Source organism: Rhodococcus sp. GXMU-t2271 (assembly GCF_041414735.1).
GTDB lineage: Bacteria > Actinomycetota > Actinomycetes > Mycobacteriales > Mycobacteriaceae > Rhodococcus > Rhodococcus indonesiensis.
In genome coordinates, this window is record NZ_JAUIZP010000059.1 from 111,048 (window position 1) to 129,965 (window position 18,918).

8 protein-coding genes and 3 pseudogenes are annotated in these 18,918 nt (G+C 61.8%); 5 read left to right on the forward strand and 6 right to left on the reverse strand.

Translation table 11 applies throughout. The features are described from left to right. The first annotated feature begins 75 nt into the window (after positions 1-75). Positions 76-1,341, forward strand: a complete 1,266-nt coding sequence (locus QYS60_RS21265; RefSeq protein ID WP_371384200.1) for an IS256 family transposase — start codon at positions 76-78, stop codon at positions 1,339-1,341. 168 nt (positions 1,342-1,509) lie between these two features. Here QYS60_RS21265 and QYS60_RS21270 read toward each other — a convergent pair. Further along, positions 1,510-2,788, reverse strand: a pseudogene (locus tag QYS60_RS21270) (ISL3 family transposase). A 1,838-nt stretch (positions 2,789-4,626) separates the two neighbouring features. Between QYS60_RS21270 and QYS60_RS21275 the strand changes: the two are divergent. Then, positions 4,627-7,044, forward strand: a complete 2,418-nt coding sequence (locus tag QYS60_RS21275) for a hypothetical protein (protein ID WP_371384201.1) — start codon at positions 4,627-4,629, stop codon at positions 7,042-7,044. A gap of 275 nt (positions 7,045-7,319) precedes the next feature. On the opposite strand, the pseudogene QYS60_RS21280 reads toward QYS60_RS21275, so the two are convergent. The 3 genes and pseudogenes from QYS60_RS21280 to QYS60_RS21290 all read right to left on the reverse strand — a co-directional run. Then, a pseudogene (locus tag QYS60_RS21280) lies at positions 7,320-7,622 on the reverse strand (transposase); the annotation flags it as partial. Positions 7,623-7,718: 96 nt separating this feature from the next. Continuing rightward, positions 7,719-8,183, reverse strand: a pseudogene (locus QYS60_RS21285) (IS21 family transposase); the annotation flags it as partial. A 191-nt stretch (positions 8,184-8,374) separates the two neighbouring features. Continuing rightward, positions 8,375-8,545 carry a hypothetical protein gene (locus QYS60_RS21290; protein WP_371384202.1) on the reverse strand — a complete coding sequence of 57 codons (171 nt, stop codon included), beginning with the start codon at positions 8,543-8,545 and terminating at the stop codon, positions 8,375-8,377. 118 nt (positions 8,546-8,663) lie between these two features. Between QYS60_RS21290 and QYS60_RS21295 the strand changes: the two genes are divergently transcribed. Both QYS60_RS21295 and QYS60_RS21300 read left to right on the forward strand, forming a co-directional pair. Then, positions 8,664-9,116, forward strand: coding sequence for a hypothetical protein (locus tag QYS60_RS21295; RefSeq protein ID WP_371384203.1), 453 nt, complete (start codon positions 8,664-8,666; stop codon positions 9,114-9,116). A gap of 66 nt (positions 9,117-9,182) precedes the next feature. Next, positions 9,183-10,970 carry an AMP-binding protein gene (locus QYS60_RS21300; protein ID WP_371384204.1) on the forward strand — a complete coding sequence of 596 codons (1,788 nt, stop codon included), beginning with the start codon at positions 9,183-9,185 and terminating at the stop codon, positions 10,968-10,970. A gap of 416 nt (positions 10,971-11,386) precedes the next feature. On the opposite strand, the gene QYS60_RS21305 is transcribed toward QYS60_RS21300, so the two are convergent. Next, complete coding sequence (locus QYS60_RS21305) at positions 11,387-13,096, reverse strand: hypothetical protein (protein ID WP_371384205.1); 1,710 nt, start codon at positions 13,094-13,096, stop codon at positions 11,387-11,389. Between the two features lie 307 nt (positions 13,097-13,403). Between QYS60_RS21305 and QYS60_RS21310 the strand changes: the two genes are divergently transcribed. After that, the gene (locus QYS60_RS21310; protein ID WP_371384210.1) at positions 13,404-14,120 is read left to right on the forward strand and encodes an IS6 family transposase; all 717 of its coding nucleotides are present in this window, start codon (positions 13,404-13,406) and stop codon (positions 14,118-14,120) included. Positions 14,121-14,398: 278 nt separating this feature from the next. Here the strand turns inward: QYS60_RS21310 and QYS60_RS21315 are convergent, their stop codons facing one another. After that, on the reverse strand, positions 14,399-18,901 hold the full coding sequence (locus tag QYS60_RS21315; RefSeq protein ID WP_371384206.1) for a hypothetical protein: 4,503 nt from the start codon (positions 18,899-18,901) through the stop codon (positions 14,399-14,401). Between the last annotated feature and the right edge of the window lie 17 nt (positions 18,902-18,918).

Sequence of the window (18,918 nt, forward strand, 5' to 3'; positions counted from 1 at the left end):
CTCAGGGACTGTCGGAATAAAGGTTGATCTGGTTCTGGCCGACACGCCGAGCTTGCTTGGCGAGAAGGCACGATCATGACCGAAACACTCGATCCCATGGATCAGCCGAAGATCGATCCCCAACAGCTGGCGCAACAACTGCTCGCCCAGGCCAAAGCCGACGGCGTCGAGCTGGTCGGCCCGAACGGACTACTCAACCAACTCACCGCCACCGTGCTCGAAACCGCCCTCGAAGCGGAAATGGACGAGCACCTCGGCTACGAGAAACACCAGGTCGAAGGCCGCAACAGCGGGAATTCCCGCAACGGCCGGCGCACCAAGACCGTGCTGACCGAGATCGGCCCGGTGCAGATCCAAGTCCCGCGAGACACTGATGCCTCGTTCGACCCCCAGATCGTCAAGAAACGTCAGCGGCGCCTGACCGGGGTCGACGAGATCATCTTGTCGCTGTCGGCGAAGGGTCTGACCACCGGTGAGATCGCCGCCCACTTCGACGACGTCTACGGCGCCACGGTGTCGAAGGAGACGATCAGCAAGATCACCGACAAGGTGCTCGCCGAAATGGCCGAATGGTCGGCCCGGCCGCTCGACCCGGTGTATCCGGTGCTCTTCATCGACGCCATCCACGTCAAAATTCGCGACGGGCAGGTCACCAATCGGCCCGTCTACGTCGCGATCGGCGTGACCGTGGACGGGCACCGCGACATCCTGGGGTTGTGGGCCGGCGACGGCGGCGAGGGCGCAAAGTTCTGGCTCGCCGTCCTGACCGAGATCAAGAACCGCGGCACCGGTGACGTGTGCATCGTGGTGTGTGACGGACTCAAAGGCTTGCCTGAGGCCATCACCACCGTGTGGGAGCAGGCGATCGTCCAGACGTGTGTGATCCATCTGCTGCGCAACACCTTCCGCTACGCGTCACGCAGATACTGGGATGAGATGAGCCGCGATCTGCGGCCGATCTACACCGCAGCCAACGAGGCCGCGGCCGGCGAGCGGTTCGACGAGTTCGCCGCGAAATGGAGCTCGCGATACCCGACGATCATCCGGTTGTGGCGCAGCGCCTGGAGCGAATTCGTACCGTTCCTCGATTACGACCCCGAGATCAGACGCGTCATCTGCAGCACCAACGCGATCGAGAGCATCAACGCGCGATACCGCCGGGCGACCCGGGCCCGCGGACATTTCCCCAATGAGCAAGCCGCGTTGAAGTGTCTGTATTTGGCGACCCGGGCCCTGGACCCGACAGGGAAGGGAAGAGCACGATGGGCAACGAGGTGGAAGCCGGCACTGAACGCTTTCGCTATCACGTTCGAGGGCCGGATCACCCCGAGTGAGAACTAAACCGATGCGCCAGAACCGGATCCACCGGAAAGCTGACACTCCCACCCCTCATCCCACATACCATCGACGACCTCGGAAAACGAGGGTCCGTCTTCGGTCATGGTCGAAGTTGTCGACGACAGGTGATCGAAGCGGCGTGGCAGGTGGTGATTACCGGCTGTTCCGGATCTAGAGTGCATCGATCGCGTGGGTGAGGTTGCCGCAGTGCAGCAGTGACCGGATTCGGTAGTGCAGTAAGTTGCGGAATCCGAGAGCGTGTCGGCGCAGTGCTTCGAGCCGGCCGTTGATCGCCTCGGTGGGTCCGTTCGAGGCCCGGTACTCGAAGTAGGCCAGCACATCGGCACGTCTCCGGTGCAAGGTTCGCCCGAGTTGGGCGAGTTCCTCGAGACCGTCCGGGACACCGGAGCGGATCGCGTCGATGACCCGGATCAACCGCTTCTTGCCACGCCGACGGTCGTGGTCGGCGTAGGCGTCGATGACGTCCTGGTAGACCCGCCACGTCACCGCGAACGGCAGATGCCGATCCTCGGCGAACACCGACTCGAGGCGGCGGCGTTGCCGGTCGCTGAGCAACTCCTGCCGGGTGCGGGCGGCGCGGCGGACGCCGTAGAGCGGATCGCCCGCACGGCCGCGGTGCCCACAGGTGTGCTGCTGGATGCGCTGACGGCACAGATCCAGCTTGGCACCGGCGAGGGCGACAACGTGGAACGGGTCCATCACCGTCACCGCATCGGGAACGTGGCTGGTCGCGGCATGTTTGTAGCCGCCGAACCCGTCCATGGCGACCACCTCGATCCGGTCCCGGAACGCGGCGCTCTGCCGGTCGAGCCAGGTCGCGAGCACCGCCGAGGACCGGCCTGCCACCAGATCGAGCAGACGGGCCGGCCCGGTGCCGTCGAACACCGGCGTCAGGTCCACGATCACGGTGACATACCCGTCGCCGGCCGCCCGGCGGGTGTGCGCCCATCGGTGCTCGTCGACCCCGATCACCCGCACCGAATCGAGCCGGGCGGGATCGGCGGCGAGCAGCCCGGTGGTGGCCTCGACGGCGATCGCGTTGACCGTGTCCCACGACAGGCCGAGCTCGCGGGCGATCGCGGCCACCGAAGTGCGGTCGATCATCAACCGGCGCAGGATGTGCCGGGCACAGCGTCGGGTGGTCGACCCGCCGGGACGAGCCAGACGATCGGTGTTGTGCGCCGAACACCTCCCGCTCACACGAGGCGCTCTCGCACCGGTAGCGGGGCACCCGCACCCGCAACTGGAGCGGGTGGCCGACCACCGGCAGATCCGTCACGGTGCGCACGATCGTGTCCCGGTACGTCCCTGCCTGGCTGCAGCCCGGGCACCGGCCGGGTCCGTCGACCAGCAGATCGCAGAACACCACGGTGACCTCGTCGTCGAGGGCGGCGTCGGTGATCGTCACACCGAGTTCGATCGTGCGCATGATCGTGTCGGCGACGATCGAGGCGGCCAGGCAAGTAGGCTCGGACACAGGGCTCCCGGGTGTGGATGACGATTCGGTGTAGGAACCTTCATCATCTGCCACCTGGGGCCCGCCTTACGTCAACGACACCGACGGCACCGAACACCTCACTTCGCCTTCAAGCGCACTCCATTTCCGGAAGAGCCTGATTACCGCACCGGTCCACAGGCTGTGCCTGGAACACGGTACCGGCAGGCCGCTGCTTGTTCTCTGCGGCCGTAACCGGCTCGTCGATCGTCATCTCTACCATCGCTTCCGGTAGTAGCAGTCCTCAGTGGACACCTCGAGAGCGACTACAGGCCGTCCAGCACGGTGCGCAAGTCCTCGAGCAGGACGTCGGCGCGGCCTGGTACGTAGCAGCGCTACGGGAGCGGGATCAGCACGCCTCGCCGACTCCGCTGCGCGAGTTCTGGCGGGATGTTCGTTTCGGCTCGCTGGACGATCAGGACTGCGGGTCCGCGTCTGTCGACGCCCCATCGAGCCGGGACGCAGGTGCACCGCCTGCCAGATCCAGGCTGAGATGATAGATAAGCACGATTATCCACCAATTATCCTTCGATGCAACATAATTGGACGTAACGGCCGAACGGGAGATGCCGTGGCTCCGTTCTGGCGAAATTGCCCGACAATGCCCTCGTAGTGAACATGGCACGCAGCCAGGTCGACGCGGATGCACTCGTGGACGAGTTGCGCACCCCTCGAACGCCGGACCAAATCCCCCGACCCGGCTGCGCCGGGTGGCTTCGCCCTGCCGGTCACCTCAGATTCACGTACCAGCCCGTTCATGGCACACGAGAAAACCTCATGCACCGTACACAGGGAAGTGATCGCCGATCGTTCAGGTCGGGACGGCGCTGGCAGAGCTTCCGGCCTAGCTAGCCGCAAGAATTCCGCAAATCCGACCAGTCAGGTTTCTATCCTGCGATAATGAGAACTGTTCGGAGATCGGCGCCGGGGGACGATCCCGTGAAGCGCGAACGGAGAGCGTGGTCGTTATTACGTGCCACGCAGTGAGGTGCGGTGGGACGTGCGGCCGGTCAACCGACGGCATCGGACACCATCACACGCCAAAGTATCGGGACACGGTAACGGGTCGAGGTTCAGATGACTACCACCGAAGCAGCCTACCGGCAAACTTGCACAGTCCTTGCACAGTCGAAACCGAACGGGCTAGTCGAGCTAGCGAGCAGACCGCCCGAAGTCGGCACACCACACCTACCTATGTAGATCTTCCGACCACCAAAGGTTGATTGATCGCCGAGCTCATCATGGAGTCAAAGCACTATTACGAGTATGCCTCAGATGATCAATTCAGCCAGTCGGCTCACCGGTCAGGTGAAAGCAACCTTTGAGTTCAAGAAGTGAATTTTGGGAAGGAAACTAGATAATGTTGCAATGCGAGAAGCACTTCGTCCCACTATTAACCTGCCAGGCCTGCAAAGGAAGCCCCAATCGTTCCGGCGGAACTTGTAGCGTATGCAGGAATACCGGACAAGTATGCCCCAAATGTGGTGGCTACTGGAAGAAATAGAGCACCTAATGCGTATTAGCTGTTTGAGGCGGGTTGCGCTTACCTCCACTCGCAAATCATTCAGCATCGGATGACCTCGATTCGCGCGTTTCCGTGAGTGAAACGCAACAGCGACAGCACCGGAAGATGCAACCATAAGACGTCTTCTAAAAAATATATTTCAATAAACGGATTACTCGTCGCCGCGCGATAAGAAACAACGAGTCGAGGTATGGAATCGTCCCGCCGGCGGGGCCCCGCTGCGACGAATGCGGAGGGAGGGTTCCGGATGGGCATATTCGGTCCGAGTCGTCAAGAAAAGCTCAGAAGCCATCCGATCGTGGCCGCGAATTGGCGCCGACACATGGACCATCGTGTTCCGGAATACGGCGAGTTGGTCGCTTCGGCATTGAAGCTGGCAGGCCGCAGTGAAGACGATGTGGATGTCGCCGCGATGCGGCGGCGGGCGCAGGAGGTCACCGAGGCGGTGCTCAAGGAGGACTTCTGCTCGAAGCCTTATGACTTGAGTTGGTCAGATCTCCAGATTGTACTAAGTCGGTCCGATTACAGCTCAGCGCTGCTGTCGGACTACCTCAGCACCTGCGGTGCCTTCGGAGCGGTGGCCAACGACAAACTGGCGCAACTTATGACCGACCGGATTCCTGAGCTGTTGGCCGACGCGGTCCGCAAGGGCTTTTTCGATCGGGACACCAAAGATCCAACGCACATGGCGAGGATCATCGGTGCGGCCGGAGCGACACCCCCTTCCGGCGATGCCACGGCCAGGTTGCCGGATCCGGGTCTTGACGAGAACAACCCGATGCAGCTGGCCTACGACCTGTTCAAGGCGTGCGGGATAACAATCCTGTCGTTTGGGAATCTGTCGTTGGAGCAGCTCGCCCGGCTGCTACTTCAGGATGCCCCGATATTCGGAGATACGGTAGTCCGGCCCCACGGAATCGGTTTCCTGGCGGGCCATGACGACCGTCCATGGATCGGTTTCGAGGGTCCGCAGGGTTCGGTGATCGCCTACTTCGCGGCAAGTGGCGGCGACTTTATGCATGACGTGCTTATGCCGATGTCGGCGTTGCCCCCGCCGACGCGGTGGGGCATCGGAACGGTCGGCGCGAGAATGCCGGCGGAGGTGGCCAGCATCCTGGCCAGCGCGCATGTTGTGCCGTTGTGGGAGCTGGCTGCGTTCGCCGAACAACGACCGGCCGACGATTTGGCAGTGCCATTGCAGCTGGCGGCCGACCTGGTCGACGATGGATGGGCCTCAGTAGGAAACGGCGTCTTCACGACCGACGTCGCCGTGGCTGCCGGACCAACCCTCGCCGTGTTCTTTAGTCCATACAACTCGGAATCGTTCGGGTTGATGACCCCGCTCGACAAGGACGAATGTGTTCCCGACGAGGTGCGTACTCGATCGTTCGGCCGCTACGAATTGGATGCAGTCGAGGATACTGCGGTGCTCTGCCAAAGGTACCCCGCCCAGCCGACGCCGTCCGCGCAAGCACTCGCTGCTGATGCATGGGCCTTGGCCACCTACACCCACCATCAGTTCGCCACTCCCGGCGAGCCTCACAGCATCGCAAAGTTAGAAGGCGGTAGGTCAGCACCCCCTTCCACGACCGGGGAAGCACCGCGTTTAAAGGCGGAGATATCAACTCCACGCATGCAGCACTTGCAAGCCGCAGAGCGCGGGTGGCCACCTCGGGTCGAAGAGGAGATACCAGCTCCACGCACGCAACGATCACAAGCCACCAAGCGCCGACTTGCCCTTGTTGGGCTTCTCATCTTGGCTGTTATTCTGACCGCACTTGTCGCTTACCAATACGGGCGAAGTCCGGTGGCCGAGTCGACCGCAAACAGCAGTGGAGGGGATGCCCCAAATCCCCCTATAACCGCGGCTGTGGGTCCATGCTCGAACGATCCTGTGGCCAAAGTGGTCCGAACTCGAACCGACGACACTGGACTTATTCTCACGCTGCAGCTGACCGCTTCATGTGCGGAGGGCGACGTACTGTCAAATGACTCTTTCCTTCTTGCGGTTACCGAGAACGGTTCAGATGTGGCGGCCGCCGCGTTCGACCTTTCGCAGACGCCCCTCGCCCTGCCTCCTGACGGAGGAAGTGTTCAAACGCAGTTCAGGTTCTTGCCAGGTAGCTATTGGCAGGTACCGGAGGACATTGCCGTGTCGTCACTCTCAGTGACCACGCTGGCCGACGGTGCTTCGCATGCAGTCAATGGCATTGTCGTGGCCGGAGATTCCCGCATCATCGATCAAGCGGCGGCCTCCTCGCCGGAAGGACGGCGCTCCGACGCTGCCGCACGAGAGGGTTTGCGGTCCATCGCCGACACCGACCGTCAAGACATCCGGCGGAACCTTGTCGACCGGTGGGTGCCGCAAATAAGCTCGAAACGACCAGGACTGTTCGCCGAGGGCATATCGTGGACCGACTCCGAAATCCTTCGTGAGCACATGGCGCTTCGACTTCGCTTTCCGCAAGCGACGCTCGTGTGGACCGGTGACTGGAGCACGTTCACTGAGGGAAACTGGTGGGTCACCATAGTTGGCATCACCTTTGTGACCGGGGAAGATGCGAACAGATGGTGCCGAGAGAACGGCTTGGGTCCCGAGCATTGCTTCGCGAAGTTGGTCAGTACCACCCGCCCCGAAGCAGGAAGCACCGTATACCAAAAGTAACGACTCAAGCCGGGAAGTCCAATCACATCCCACCCGGCTCCTCCCGCCATCAGCTTCGGCTTCGGCTTCAGCTTCAGCTTCAGCCATGAGGAACTACGCGGGGCGGTTCTGGACTGGACGAATAGCGGGCGAGGTGAGGTTGCCGACTCCGAGGACTACCGCGTCACCAGTGCGTTCTTGCTAAACGGCGTTCACCGGGCACGGCGGCGGGCGGGGCGCTGGCATTCCTGCAAGTGCAAATCCCCCAAGTGATACAGACGGTATGTATCCTCTCACAGGATGTCCGGGTCGTCGTCTCGGTGGTGGCCGGCCGCCCGCAAACGTCCGACGACGTTCCGGATCTGGGTGGCGGTCACGGCGGTCGGGTCGTCGTCGGGGTGCAGGCGCACCGCGTCGAGCACCGCCGTCCACGAGGTGCGGCCCGGTTCGAGCGCGGCGACGAACGAGTACTGCCAGCCGGGGATCAGTTGCGCCTGTCCCTTGCCGCGGCCGTAGACGTGGCAGAACGACCGCTGCGGACTCGTCGGGGCGTCCGGGCGCAGCCAGGCACTGACATCGACGGCCAACACGATCGCGCCCTCTGATCTTCGACGCCGGCTACGACCTGCCCCGGCTGGCGTTCACCCTCGTCGATCTGCCGGTGGTCGTGCTGGGACGGATGCGCGGGGACCGGGTGCCAGCCAGGCGCAGAACAGTAGCGTCGAGCGCACGATCCCGCCCGGTCCGGGCACCTTCGGGCCGGCGCCCCAGTCGAACTGCATCCACAACCCGGGTTCGGTGAGCCACGGCCGGTAGGTGCGCCGGTGTCCGGCCCGCCACGCCGTCTTCGCCTGCGCCACGGCCCGGCGGGTGGTGCGTTCGGTGCCGTCGAAGCCGAGCTCGACGAGTCGTTCGTGGACGATGTCGGCGCGGACCCGGCCCTTGCTGCGTTCGACCCACTCCTCGATCTTGGGGAGGTAGTCGTCGATGATGCGCGGCCGCCGCGCCGGGCCGGTCACCGGCATACCGGCGTCCCGGGCGGCGACGTAGCGTCGGACGGTTTTCGGATCCACCCCGGCGAGCTGCGCGGCCGAGTGCGCGTTGCCGGTGGCGTCGTAGGCCTCGAGAATTTCCATGATGTCCCTGTCAGACTTCTTCATGCGTCCCTCCGGTGGGAGTCGCTCGGTGGTGGTCGAAGACCTCGAGCAAAACCCCGTCAGGGGCGTCTGGTTCAGGACCGACACACCGCCGGTCCCACGGTCACGGACAGGGAGATCAACTGTCCGTCAGCAGGGAAGAACGTGTCTGCCTACAGGGAGGTTGGCATGTCCGCTAGCAACACACTCACAAATCACGCGACGACGTCGTACACCACCTCACGGGACTTGACCTGATCTGGTCCTCGAACCCAGCAGCCGTCCCAGGCGGAACCGTGCCCGTTCGGTCGGGCCGGGCGCACCGCCTCGATCACCGCGCCGATCAGCCCGTCGTCGAGGGCCTCGACACCGTCGCTGCGCTGCAACCCCGCAGCCTGGGCGGACTCTGAGAGTGGCAGAAATCAGGCCAGGACGATCCCATGCTCATGGCAGGCGACAGGATTCGTTCGTCTTTGCCCCACGGCTCGTGAATCATGATGTTCTGTGGACTTGATGCTGATCACTGCTCAGCAGGCTTCGAATGCTGCGGAGCTGACTTTCAAGAGCTTCTTCTACTCACCGGGTTTCGGAGGCGCGGCGGCGCTGGCCGGAGGCGCTCTCGCGCTATTTGGTCAGCATCTCGCGAGCAAGCGGACACTCACGGGCACCCGCGAGACGCTCAAGCAGAGTGACACTCACCATGAGGATGAGAGAAGCGACGTCGAGGAAACGAAGGCGCTTGAGCGCTGCTGGACTCGATTTACCTGGCTGGTCGATCGGACTATGCCGACTGCGGACTCGCAGGCTCGGCTGTTTCCTATCGAAGTCGTTCTTGAGCTCACGGACCGTCTCGCCGATGACGCCGAGACCTACGGCGATGCAACCTTGCGGGACGCGATCCGCGAGTTTGCACAGGTCGTCGGCGAGGAACTTGCCACGACTGACCGCAGCACCTAACCACTTGAGACATGCACGTCGAAGCGAAACTGTGCACACTTGGCGTAACACCAGGGAGGTTCCCCAATGAAGGCGTTGCGCGAACAGATCGACAGCCTAAGCCCCGAGCGCTATGCCAGAGCCGCGAAGCGCTCCGCCGAGCTGGCCAAGAAACTTGCCGATCGAGCCAACAAGCCGGTTTCGCCGGCAATCGAGAAGATCTTGGCTACCTCCGAAGCCGATCTTGCGATCCAACGGGAGCGGGCACTCCGTAGACGGGACACTTCGATCCTTACAGTGGACACAAGTGGCAGTGCCAGTACTTCCGGAGTCCGCGAAAACGGGGTCGGCGCGCCACAGCGCGAAAGTACGCTACCGGGACTGCTCCAAGAGGCGGTTAGTCTCAACCCGAACGGTATCGCGGTATCGGATGGGGTAGTCGAACTGCTGCACTCCCAGCTGGATGAACGCGCATATCACCTGGCGCGGCTGCTGGTCGAGCGGGGGTGTGGAGCTGAGCATCGCGTGGCTGTCGCAATCCCGCCCTCGGTGGACTTCGTAATTGCAAACTGGGCTGTATGGCGGGCCGGCTCTGCAACCGTACCTGTCGATGTGATGTATACAGACGAAGAGATCGCGTACCTACTGTCTGATTCTGGTGTGTCAGCTGGTGTGACGATAGCTGCGGCGCGGGAATTGCTACCTGATTCAGTCGAATGGCTGATTATCGATGACCTCTCCGTGGTGGACCTAATGGCGTCGATGTCATCGGGTGCACTCAGTAATGAGCAGGTGCCGGTTCGAGCGAGCAACGCCGCATGCGTGCTGTATCCATCTGGCTCATTGGGCCCGCCTCGGGGTGTCGTACTTACACACGACGCGCTGGTGAACCTCAGCTACGAGCTGTGTCAGCGGTACGAGACCACCGTCGATTCGCGGGTATTACTCCACGCATCTCCGGTTTCCGATGTCGCGGTACTGGAAATGCTGCTTGCCATTGGTGCGAGTGCACGGATGATAGTCGCGCCGCACCCCGGCCTCCCTGGAAAGATCGACAAACTGCAACAGATCCTTCGAGACGGGCGGGTTACCCATGCATGGATGGAGCCGCCCCTGCTTCGATACATTGACCCAAGCGGTTTGGACACCCTCAGGGTAATCATCGCTCCCGGCGCTACGATTCAACCAGAACTGATCTCGAAGTGGGCGGCTACCGACGCCTGGGGACGTCGCAAAGTCACCGCGAGTTATGGACCGGTCGAGGCGCCAGCGAGTGTGATCAGCGCTCCACTCGCTCCGGGTTCAACCCTCGCGATCGGTGAGCCGATACGCGGGACAAGTGCGCTGATCCTCGATTCGACACTGAGACCCGTCCCCGTCGGCAGCACCGGTGAGTTGTACCTGGCGGGCACTCAACTAGCCCGGGGCTATCACGGTCAAGTCTCCGCAACCGCAGAGCGGTTCGTAGCGAATCCGGCCACTATCGGCGAGCGAATGTACCGGACCGGCAATTTCACTCGCTGGACGTCCGACGGTTCGATCGAATATCTCGGTCGTGTTGACGACTTTCAGGTCAAGGTTCGCGGGGCGCGGATCGACCTAGGGGAGATCGATGAGGCGTTGGTTGCACACCGAGCGGTAGAAGAAGCGGTCACTGTGGTGAAGAAGAATGCGGTCGGCGAGGCGGCTCTCGTTTCGTATGTGATTTCCATGCCGGGATATTCGATAGATACCGATGACCTAATTGATTTCCTCAGTGACCGCCTACCCGGCCGTCCACTACCCGAGTCGATTGTTGTTGCCGAACTTCTTCACCACACAAGTACAGCGACGACGAGCAAGGCCAGGCCCTCAGAAAGGGAAAAGACATCGTAGCCATATGGTTGCAGAATTTCCCGGCCGATAAGTCTCTCTTATGTCAACCGTCGCCCTCTTCTGCCGGTGCAGGTCACAGGGCGTTGTTTGTCAAGGGTCGATGATTCTGTTCCATCGTCGTCACTCGACAGGGGGTGTGCTCGGCGAGGCGGGATTAACGACTTCTCCGTCGAGTGCCCGTGCGTTGGGCGGCAGAACCGTCCTGGCGAATTTGACACCGAAGTTCGTGAACCGCAGCATCCCCTTCTCGAAGTCGACCCGAGCGGGCGCGGTGTGCTCGCGTACCGCCTTGGTGTACAACGGATGGTCGACCATCCAGTCGAAGGCATACTCGTGCGCGGGACGCCGGGGAAAGTGACTGAATCCAAACCCTTTCCGGGAAAGCTGAGGCCTATGGGTAACGCCCGCGAAATTTTTTAGTTCGTGCGGGTGTTCGGCATGTGCTTGTGTGGGCCGAAATACCCGATATGGACTTTGCATTTGCCGTAATCGACGTCGAAATATATTCTCGGAATCATGGGTCCCCCTGTCGAAACTATCTTGATGTGAGCCTCCATGTAACGACACCCCGAGGGATCAAACTCGACGCTCACGGGGAGATATCTATGTTTCCATAGACTTTGGTCTGATTTGAGTTTGTTCGATTCATGCATCGAAAGTCGGTTGGTCGGCCATGTCAGTGGATGGTTCGAGCTTTGGCACCAGTATTCAAAATCGTACTTCTTCTTTCCGCTGGACAGACTGCTTGCGTATGCATGCAAGGCGCGGAATGCGTTCCATGCACTGTGCGCCCAAGTTGAGCCCGCATTGTCTGCATCCATATCCTGCGCATCCCGCAGTGCCCGCGGATGTATGGTCAAATGGTCGCTCAGGTACAGATGAGCCTGATGGACTGCTTCGGCGGCAGAAGTCACTTTCCGGGGAATGAATTCCCCGGTGGTGTCGTCTTCCATGAACGCGTCGCCGACACCGTCGTGGATCAAAGTGTGAATGGCGTGGTCAAGTCGACGCTGAATGCCTTCGGCCAGGCTTCTCACCCGGTCTTGCTCATCCAGAAGATCCTCCATCTGGATTATCCTGCCCATGTCCTGTTCGCGTAGCTCATCGACCTCGCGGCGCAACGAAATAACTTCTTCGCGGGCCTTCTCGTAGTCCTCCGAGAGAATTTCGTACAGTTCTGCGACGTTCTTCCCGTCGCCACGAGACTCATCGAGAAGCGCTTTTGCTCGGGAGAAACTGGGGGGAGGGCGCCGTACCGCCGACATGGAACTGAGCATCCTGCCCAAAATATTCGCAGCGCTCGAACGATAACCCATGTACCGGTCCGCCGTGACGTAACGGTGTCGCCATGCGTCGTTCTCCGTCGCCGGGTCTACGCCCTTGACGTAGACGCGGAAGGCTCCGTCCCAGACTCCGTGGCTGTCTCCCAACGCGAGATTGAATGCGGTCGCTGCAGCCTTGTCGACAACCGCGATGTGGGCGATGCCCGCCACGTGAGCCGAAGCTCGCTCCACGATCGAATCGAAGGTGTACCCTTGCCCGCCGAATGCTTCGAACCTGGTGTTATCGGCAGCAAATACGACGATAGGTAACTTCCGATCAAATTCTGAGACAATATGCGCTAACTCTTCACCTTTTGCACTGCCCTGATAGTACTGGGCTTTCGGCATGATCGGAAAACCATCAATGCGCGCATTCGGAGATTTCTCGAGTAGATTCCTTGTCAGCTTCGGCGCTGCTGGGGAATATGTTTTGAGATCAATTGCTTCTCCGACGACGGAATTGTCGATCCAGATCCAGCCATCGGAGGCTCGGTCGATAGATTCGCGTGCTTGCCTCCAAACGCGAAGGGTGGTCTGCCGCCGGACCTCATCCTCGTCATCCTCGGTCAGAACGGCACGGAGCGTGTCCAGCGTGCCTTCGTTTCCGTTCGACGCACGCTCCACCGAGACATCCAGACTGATACACTTGCCGTTACGGTCGACCAGAGCGTCAGTCCGCCCGCTCGTGGGTATGGACAGTTGCTCCGAGTACTTGGATTCCACCCAATCCTTGAACTCTGCGAACGCAACATCGCACAGATCTTTCCGATCGTCCTGCCACATCGCGCGATAGACCAGTGACATGAGTTCCTCCAATCTCCAGCCGTCGGTGCCGGAACTGATCTATCGATGTTGACGCGCATCGGGACACTGGGTCGGGTTTTCGGGGTCTGGTCTCGCCGTTTCTGTGGGGGCCAATCCTGCCACCTCGGGTGGGCCGCTCTGGTTGTTGATGTTCAAGGCGCCTCGGAGCACGATCGCCCACAGGCGGTCCGGATTGAGATACTCGACCAGCCGGAGTCGATGTGATCGACCGCCAAACACAGATGGAGGCACTGTCACGTTGGCGGGCGGCGTGGGATGCTCTTCGGGTTGATCAATCGGGGAGGACCTGACCGTGGAGTGTGCACCTCCGTCCTACAAGGGGCACCGATACCCGGTCGAGATCATCTCGCACTGCGTGTGGCTGTACTTCCGTTTCCCGCTGTCGTTCCGCGAGGTCGAGGAACTGATGCTCGAACGCGGTGTCGTCGTCTCGTACGAGACGGTCCGCCGCTGGTGCGCCAAGTTCGGGCAGGCCTACGCCAATGGGCTGCGTCGTCGACGCCCCCGGCCCGGGGACAAGTGGCACCTGGACGAGGTCTTCATCAGAATCAACGGGGAGATCCACTACCTGTGGAGGGCTGTTGACCAGGACGGGAACGTGCTGGACATCCTGGTCCAGCCCAGGCGCGACGCGAAGGCGGCGAAGCGGTTCTTCCGTCGGCTCCTGAAGAACCTGGAGTACGTGCCACGCGTGGTGGTCACCGACAAGCTCCGCTCCTACGGCGCCGCCCACCGCCAGGTCATCCCCTCGGTGGAGCACCGCTCCCACAAGGGCCTCAACAACCGGGCCGAGAACTCCCACCAACCGACCCGCCAGCGCGAACGCGCGATGAAGCGCTTCACCTCACCGGGGCACGCGCAACGCTTCCTGTCCGCGTTCAGCGGCGTCTCACCCCGCTTCCGGCCCCGTCGCCACCGCCTCACCGTCGATGCCTATCGAGACGAGATGACCGAGCGGTTCGCCACCTGGCAGCAGATCACCGGCTGTCCCGCAGCCGCCTGACGCCGGCCACCCCCGGGCACCACCACCCACTCCAACAGCTCCTGACCGGCGTTGGAACCGTGCACTCCCAACAACGTGACAGTGCCTTCCTTGCAGATCATCTTCCGGGAAGGCGCGCCCTCCCGGGATCCACAGGTTCTGATCATTGCTCCTGGTGTCCACCGTTTCATCCAGAAACCGGTTCCTTGATCAATGACCCCGCCGCTGTGGCATAGTCTCGGCGACGTGACCTGCGACCTCACTCGACCCAGTGTCTATGACGTCATGACCCGCAACGGCTAGTTGCGCACGGCTTCATCAATTGCTCGATCGACTCCGTAGACACCGAGTTCGAGCAGGCGATCAAGGAGATCGAGTAGCGCCGTGATGCGCCCTCGGTCGCGAGTCTGTGCCAACCCACGGACCACCAGATCCGAGATGTAATGAGCTTCCCCGGCAGCGCCCGTCCTGATATCGGCCACGTCTTCGCCATGGATGTCAAGAAAGTGGTGTGCAGCGAGGTCGACGAGATCGTCGACCTTGTCCGGCGCTTCCTGCAGCGTGATGAGCAGTTGCGGGGTTGCGTGTACGTAGCTTGGTGACGCGATCAAGTCAGCGAGGAATTCGGCGTAAGGGCGCAGGTCGTCTCCACGCAGGTGACCAGCCAGGGTGCCAACCTTCTTCCGAACCTCATCGTCCTCGTCATGCATCAGGCGGCGCAGAGTGGACAGCACGAGTTCTGAATCGGCGGACCGATCAACCCTTGCGGCGCAGACCTCAGCCAGGCCGCCTCGAACTTCCACATCGCTGGCCAGGGCTCGTTCCATTAGCGCTGTGCGCCCCCATTGCAGCGCGGCGAATGCCGCCATGCGGCCCCCTGCCCTCCGGACCTCGGCATCTGTTGAGCTGAGCATGCGATCAATGACGGGATCGACCATTTCTGGATCGGCGTTGCCGATGTAGATCATCAGGTCGTCCAACTTGTCCGAGGCGAGCAAGAGATCGTCGGCGTCGATAAGACGTTGGAAGGCTGCATAGGCCGCTGGCCGTGCATGCCGTAGGCAGGCAGCGATGGTATGGGCGACACAAGCGCGGACGCTCAGTACTGGATCGCTCGCCAGCTCGTCGAGGTGTGGGGCCACGAGTTCGGTACGCGTGCCATCAGGGTCGTGGACCAGGAGGTCGCCGAGCGACTCAGCCAAGCTTCCTCGCGCGGTATTGAATCCGTTCTGGAACAAGTCACGTCCGGGTTGGTGGTCGTCTCGGCGTACGAAGACGGGCGAGTTATCGACGGGGTCGGGAGCGTGCAGCGCCCGGTCTAGGACCATCTCAAAGATGTCGAAGGGTGTCTCGTCATAGAGGTGACGGACCGCCCAGCCAAGCCAGCGGTCACAGTTGTCGAGGCCGAGGCTCATGAGGTGACGGATCGCGTCGAAGATAGCGTGCTGCGCTTCCTCGGGAATATCTGCTTCTCCGAAGCCCCCCAGGATTGCAGCGGGATAGGCCGCGTGGGTCTCGGGCGTTAACTGCATGGCCAATCCAGCGAATCGAAGAGGATTCTCAGCCGTGCGCGCCTTCAGCTGCTGGGCCAACTCGCGAGCACCGCCTACCTCGCTGCCGAAGTCGCGGTCGTCGTTGTCGTGCTTTGCCAGCGCCTGCAGCCACTGCGCGTTGCTCATCTTGCCTGTGGCTGGGCCACCAATCGGCGACCCGACCGTGTAGGTGATGATTCCGGTCGGTGGCTCGGGCAAATCGCGGTCGAACTTGCGCTGATACTCCTGCAGCCGTCGAAGTCCCAACGGTGATAGCCGCCTGCGGTCGAGCGCTGACAGGAAGTTGAAGGCAGTGTAGCCGAACGACCGAAGCCGGTAATGGAGGTCGGAAGATCGGTATGGCGCAGGAAGGTCTCGGAACTGCTCTTCTAACTGCAGGTGGACCTCATCGCTCACAATCGGCGCTATGGCCTCAACGACCTCGCGCGAGAGCCAGTGCGAATCGGATAGGTAGCCCGCTTGCAGGCGGTTGCCGCCTTGGAGAATCAGCTCAGCTGCCCACGGGGCAAAGGTCACACCACCAGCAATCAGAGCGCGATACAACAACGACTGCGCGGCGTCGTGCTCGTTAGCGGCCAGAAGCTGCAGCACCGGCTCGATGGTCTCCGGCGACCTCTGCGCCCACTCTCCGAGCGCGTCCGCCACACCGTTGTACAACGTGTCATCGACGTCGCCGTACCCCGACTCCGCGCGAAGTCTCAGGCTGAAGTGCCGGTCGCGAAGAAGGTCTTGCTCGTGGCGGTCGTAGTGCGTGGCCTCCATGACTGCGAGTAGATGCGGCACGAACGCCTCGGCGAACGCTTGCGGCTCTGCTTTGGATGCTGCCTCGATCATCTCAGTAGCGCCGTACCCATGAATGCCAAGGAGGGCTACCTTGCCGTCGGCACCGAGCGCCAGAGCAGATGGACTCTCAACAAAGCAGGCCGTGAGCATCTCGATCGCCCAGAGTGGCTGGCGTTCCGCAAGCTTGTGTGCCGAAAGCCAGACGTCCTGATCGGCTGGGTTGATCTCGCCGGCCCGGATTGCGTTTAGCAACAGTTCGAACAGCTGCCGGTTGAGGTGTAGGTCGGCGCGCCAGGTCACCGAACGGAGCCACACGACATAGTCGGGTGACTGGTTCCGCGCGCTCAAGAGGTCAGCCACCTCGGCGCAATGCTCGGCGCCGGCGTTGCCCATCCAGTTGACGCTCCTGTCGCGTAGTGCGGCGTCGTCGCTGTCGAGCCACCGTTCGATGTGTCCCTGGGCGTAGAACGGGCCGAACCACGTAGGACGTGCGAGCTGCAGAAATAGCCGTTTCGTGGGCGTGGATTCCCTGTCGGCAAGGCGCAGCACAAGTTCGACATCCTTGAGCGTCGGGGTACTGACGTTCGCGAAGACGGCGAGCACCGTCTCCTTAATGTGGAAGCGAACATCTGCGCTGCTGAGGACCGCCTCGACCTCCGTCCGGAATCGATCGGGATCTCGCTCCCGGAGAAGCTCGAGGATCTGCCGCACCTGCGCGCGTCGGAATAGTTCTTGCTCCTGGGCGCAAAGGAATTCGACCATCGACTGGTGTCGTGACAGCCACTGGCGGGCGAATGTGAAGTCGAAAAATGTCTCGTGAAAGAAGGAGACCCGGTCGTCTTCGATTGCGATGACCTGTTCGGAGGCGAGAACCCGCGCGTGTTTGATGAAGTCGCCAGGACCGAGGATCTCGACGGGGACGGACAACGTCTGGTTGTCGCTCGCGGAGTTGGCGATCCGGGCCAGCACGTCGTTGAACAACGTTCCAGGCCGTCGTTCCTCGGAGGTCTGTTCTTTGCGCTGCCAGAATGCCTCGAAGAGCGATCCTCGGGAGGTGAAGTTCAGGGCACCTGGCTGGTCGGCGATCGTCTCGAGCAGGACGAGGTTGAGCGGTGATCTGAGGAGTGCACGTTGCGTAGCCGTGAGCAAGCCGGGATCGAGGCCCATGGCTGAGACAGCGTCCGCCGCCGCTTCGTCAGATAGCGGCTCAACGGTCAGGCGCTCGACATCGTTCCGCGCATCGAGTTTGCGGATGCGGTGGTCGTTCTCGACGTCGAATAGTCGGCAGGCCAAGATGACGCGCACCCCGTCAACCGCCGTTGCTTCTTGAATGAGATCGGCGATGACGTCGTAGCGCTCCGAGAGGCGTCCGGACGCTAGCGATACGGCGTCGAGTTGATCGATGATCAGAAAGGCGTCGCGGCCGTCTGCCGCCTGTCGCAGCGCCGCAACCGGAGAGGTCGAGAAGCCCAGCTGAATGCCCAGTTCGACGGTCGAACCGAAGGCGCCACGGCGGTCAAGCCGGAACGCCAATACCTCGGCGTCCTGTGCCTCGAACTCGCGCGCAGCCTGGTAAAGCACAGAACTCTTGCCGGCACCGCCACCCCCGACTACGAGTGCCAGACGGGTACTTTCCATCAGTTCGACGAGGTCTGCAGCCTCTGTTCTATTGATCGGCGGCGTGAGTAGCTCGCGCTCGATCGTGCCTCGCCAACTCTGGGTCGTCGCTACGACCTGCTCGTGGGAGGTGCGTTGTGCCACCGAGTCGCGCGCCGTGATGCCCTTGCGGGCGAGACTGGCGAGGAGCTCGCGTCGAGTCAGACGCTTTTGGAGATTATCGAGTAGGACGGCGCCAATCGCTGTCGCAATGAGGTGGCCTGCGGCGCCCTCCAAGCTCACATCAGCGAGCATGGCGTTGGTCATGACTAGCTGCTCTTCGACCTCGATCTCGATCCACATACCGCGCAGGGTCTGCCAAGCCCCCTCAGAACTTCCGAAGACATCCGCCGCGGTCAGCTCATCGAAGGTTTCTCCCAACTTCTGTGTGAGCTGATGCTTGACGAACTGCTGTGCATCCGCCGATTGCCGTGACCGCTCAGCCATGACCCGAAGTGCCCCGCTCGGAGTCATCGAACTGAAATGGAACTCACGCCCAGCGGCAACGTGGTGAGCAGCTGCCGCCAAGACGCCGCGACCTCTGAGAGCTGCGATCGTCCAGTGATCGGTAATGTTGTTCTGGCGCTTCACCTGGGTCACCGCGATGTCGCCGTGCTCGTTGACGTAGGTGAACTCCGAGCCGGCAGCCAGCTCAGGGTCGATCTCTTCGAGCGTGAGACTGCGGCGCTCGTCCTGGATGCAGAACAGAGCGTGACGGATGGCCCAGGCCAACTCGTATTTGTTGCCTAGCTTGTCCGCGACGCCACCACCGGCGCCGGCCATTGAGGTTTTCTCAGTAACGGCCTGCATGCTCGAACTGGGTGAGT

What these genes read in the sequence shown, in the direction of transcription:
- QYS60_RS21265 (WP_371384200.1), top strand. Translation starts at nt 76, where the DNA reads ATGACCGAAACACTCGATCCCATGGATCAGCCGAAGATCGATCCCCAA.
- QYS60_RS21275 (WP_371384201.1), top strand. Translation starts at nt 4,627, where the DNA reads ATGGGCATATTCGGTCCGAGTCGTCAAGAAAAGCTCAGAAGCCATCCG.
- QYS60_RS21300 (WP_371384204.1), top strand. Translation starts at nt 9,183, where the DNA reads ATGAAGGCGTTGCGCGAACAGATCGACAGCCTAAGCCCCGAGCGCTAT.
- QYS60_RS21305 (WP_371384205.1), bottom strand. Translation starts at nt 13,096, where the DNA reads ATGTCACTGGTCTATCGCGCGATGTGGCAGGACGATCGGAAAGATCTG.
- QYS60_RS21315 (WP_371384206.1), bottom strand. Translation starts at nt 18,901, where the DNA reads ATGCAGGCCGTTACTGAGAAAACCTCAATGGCCGGCGCCGGTGGTGGC.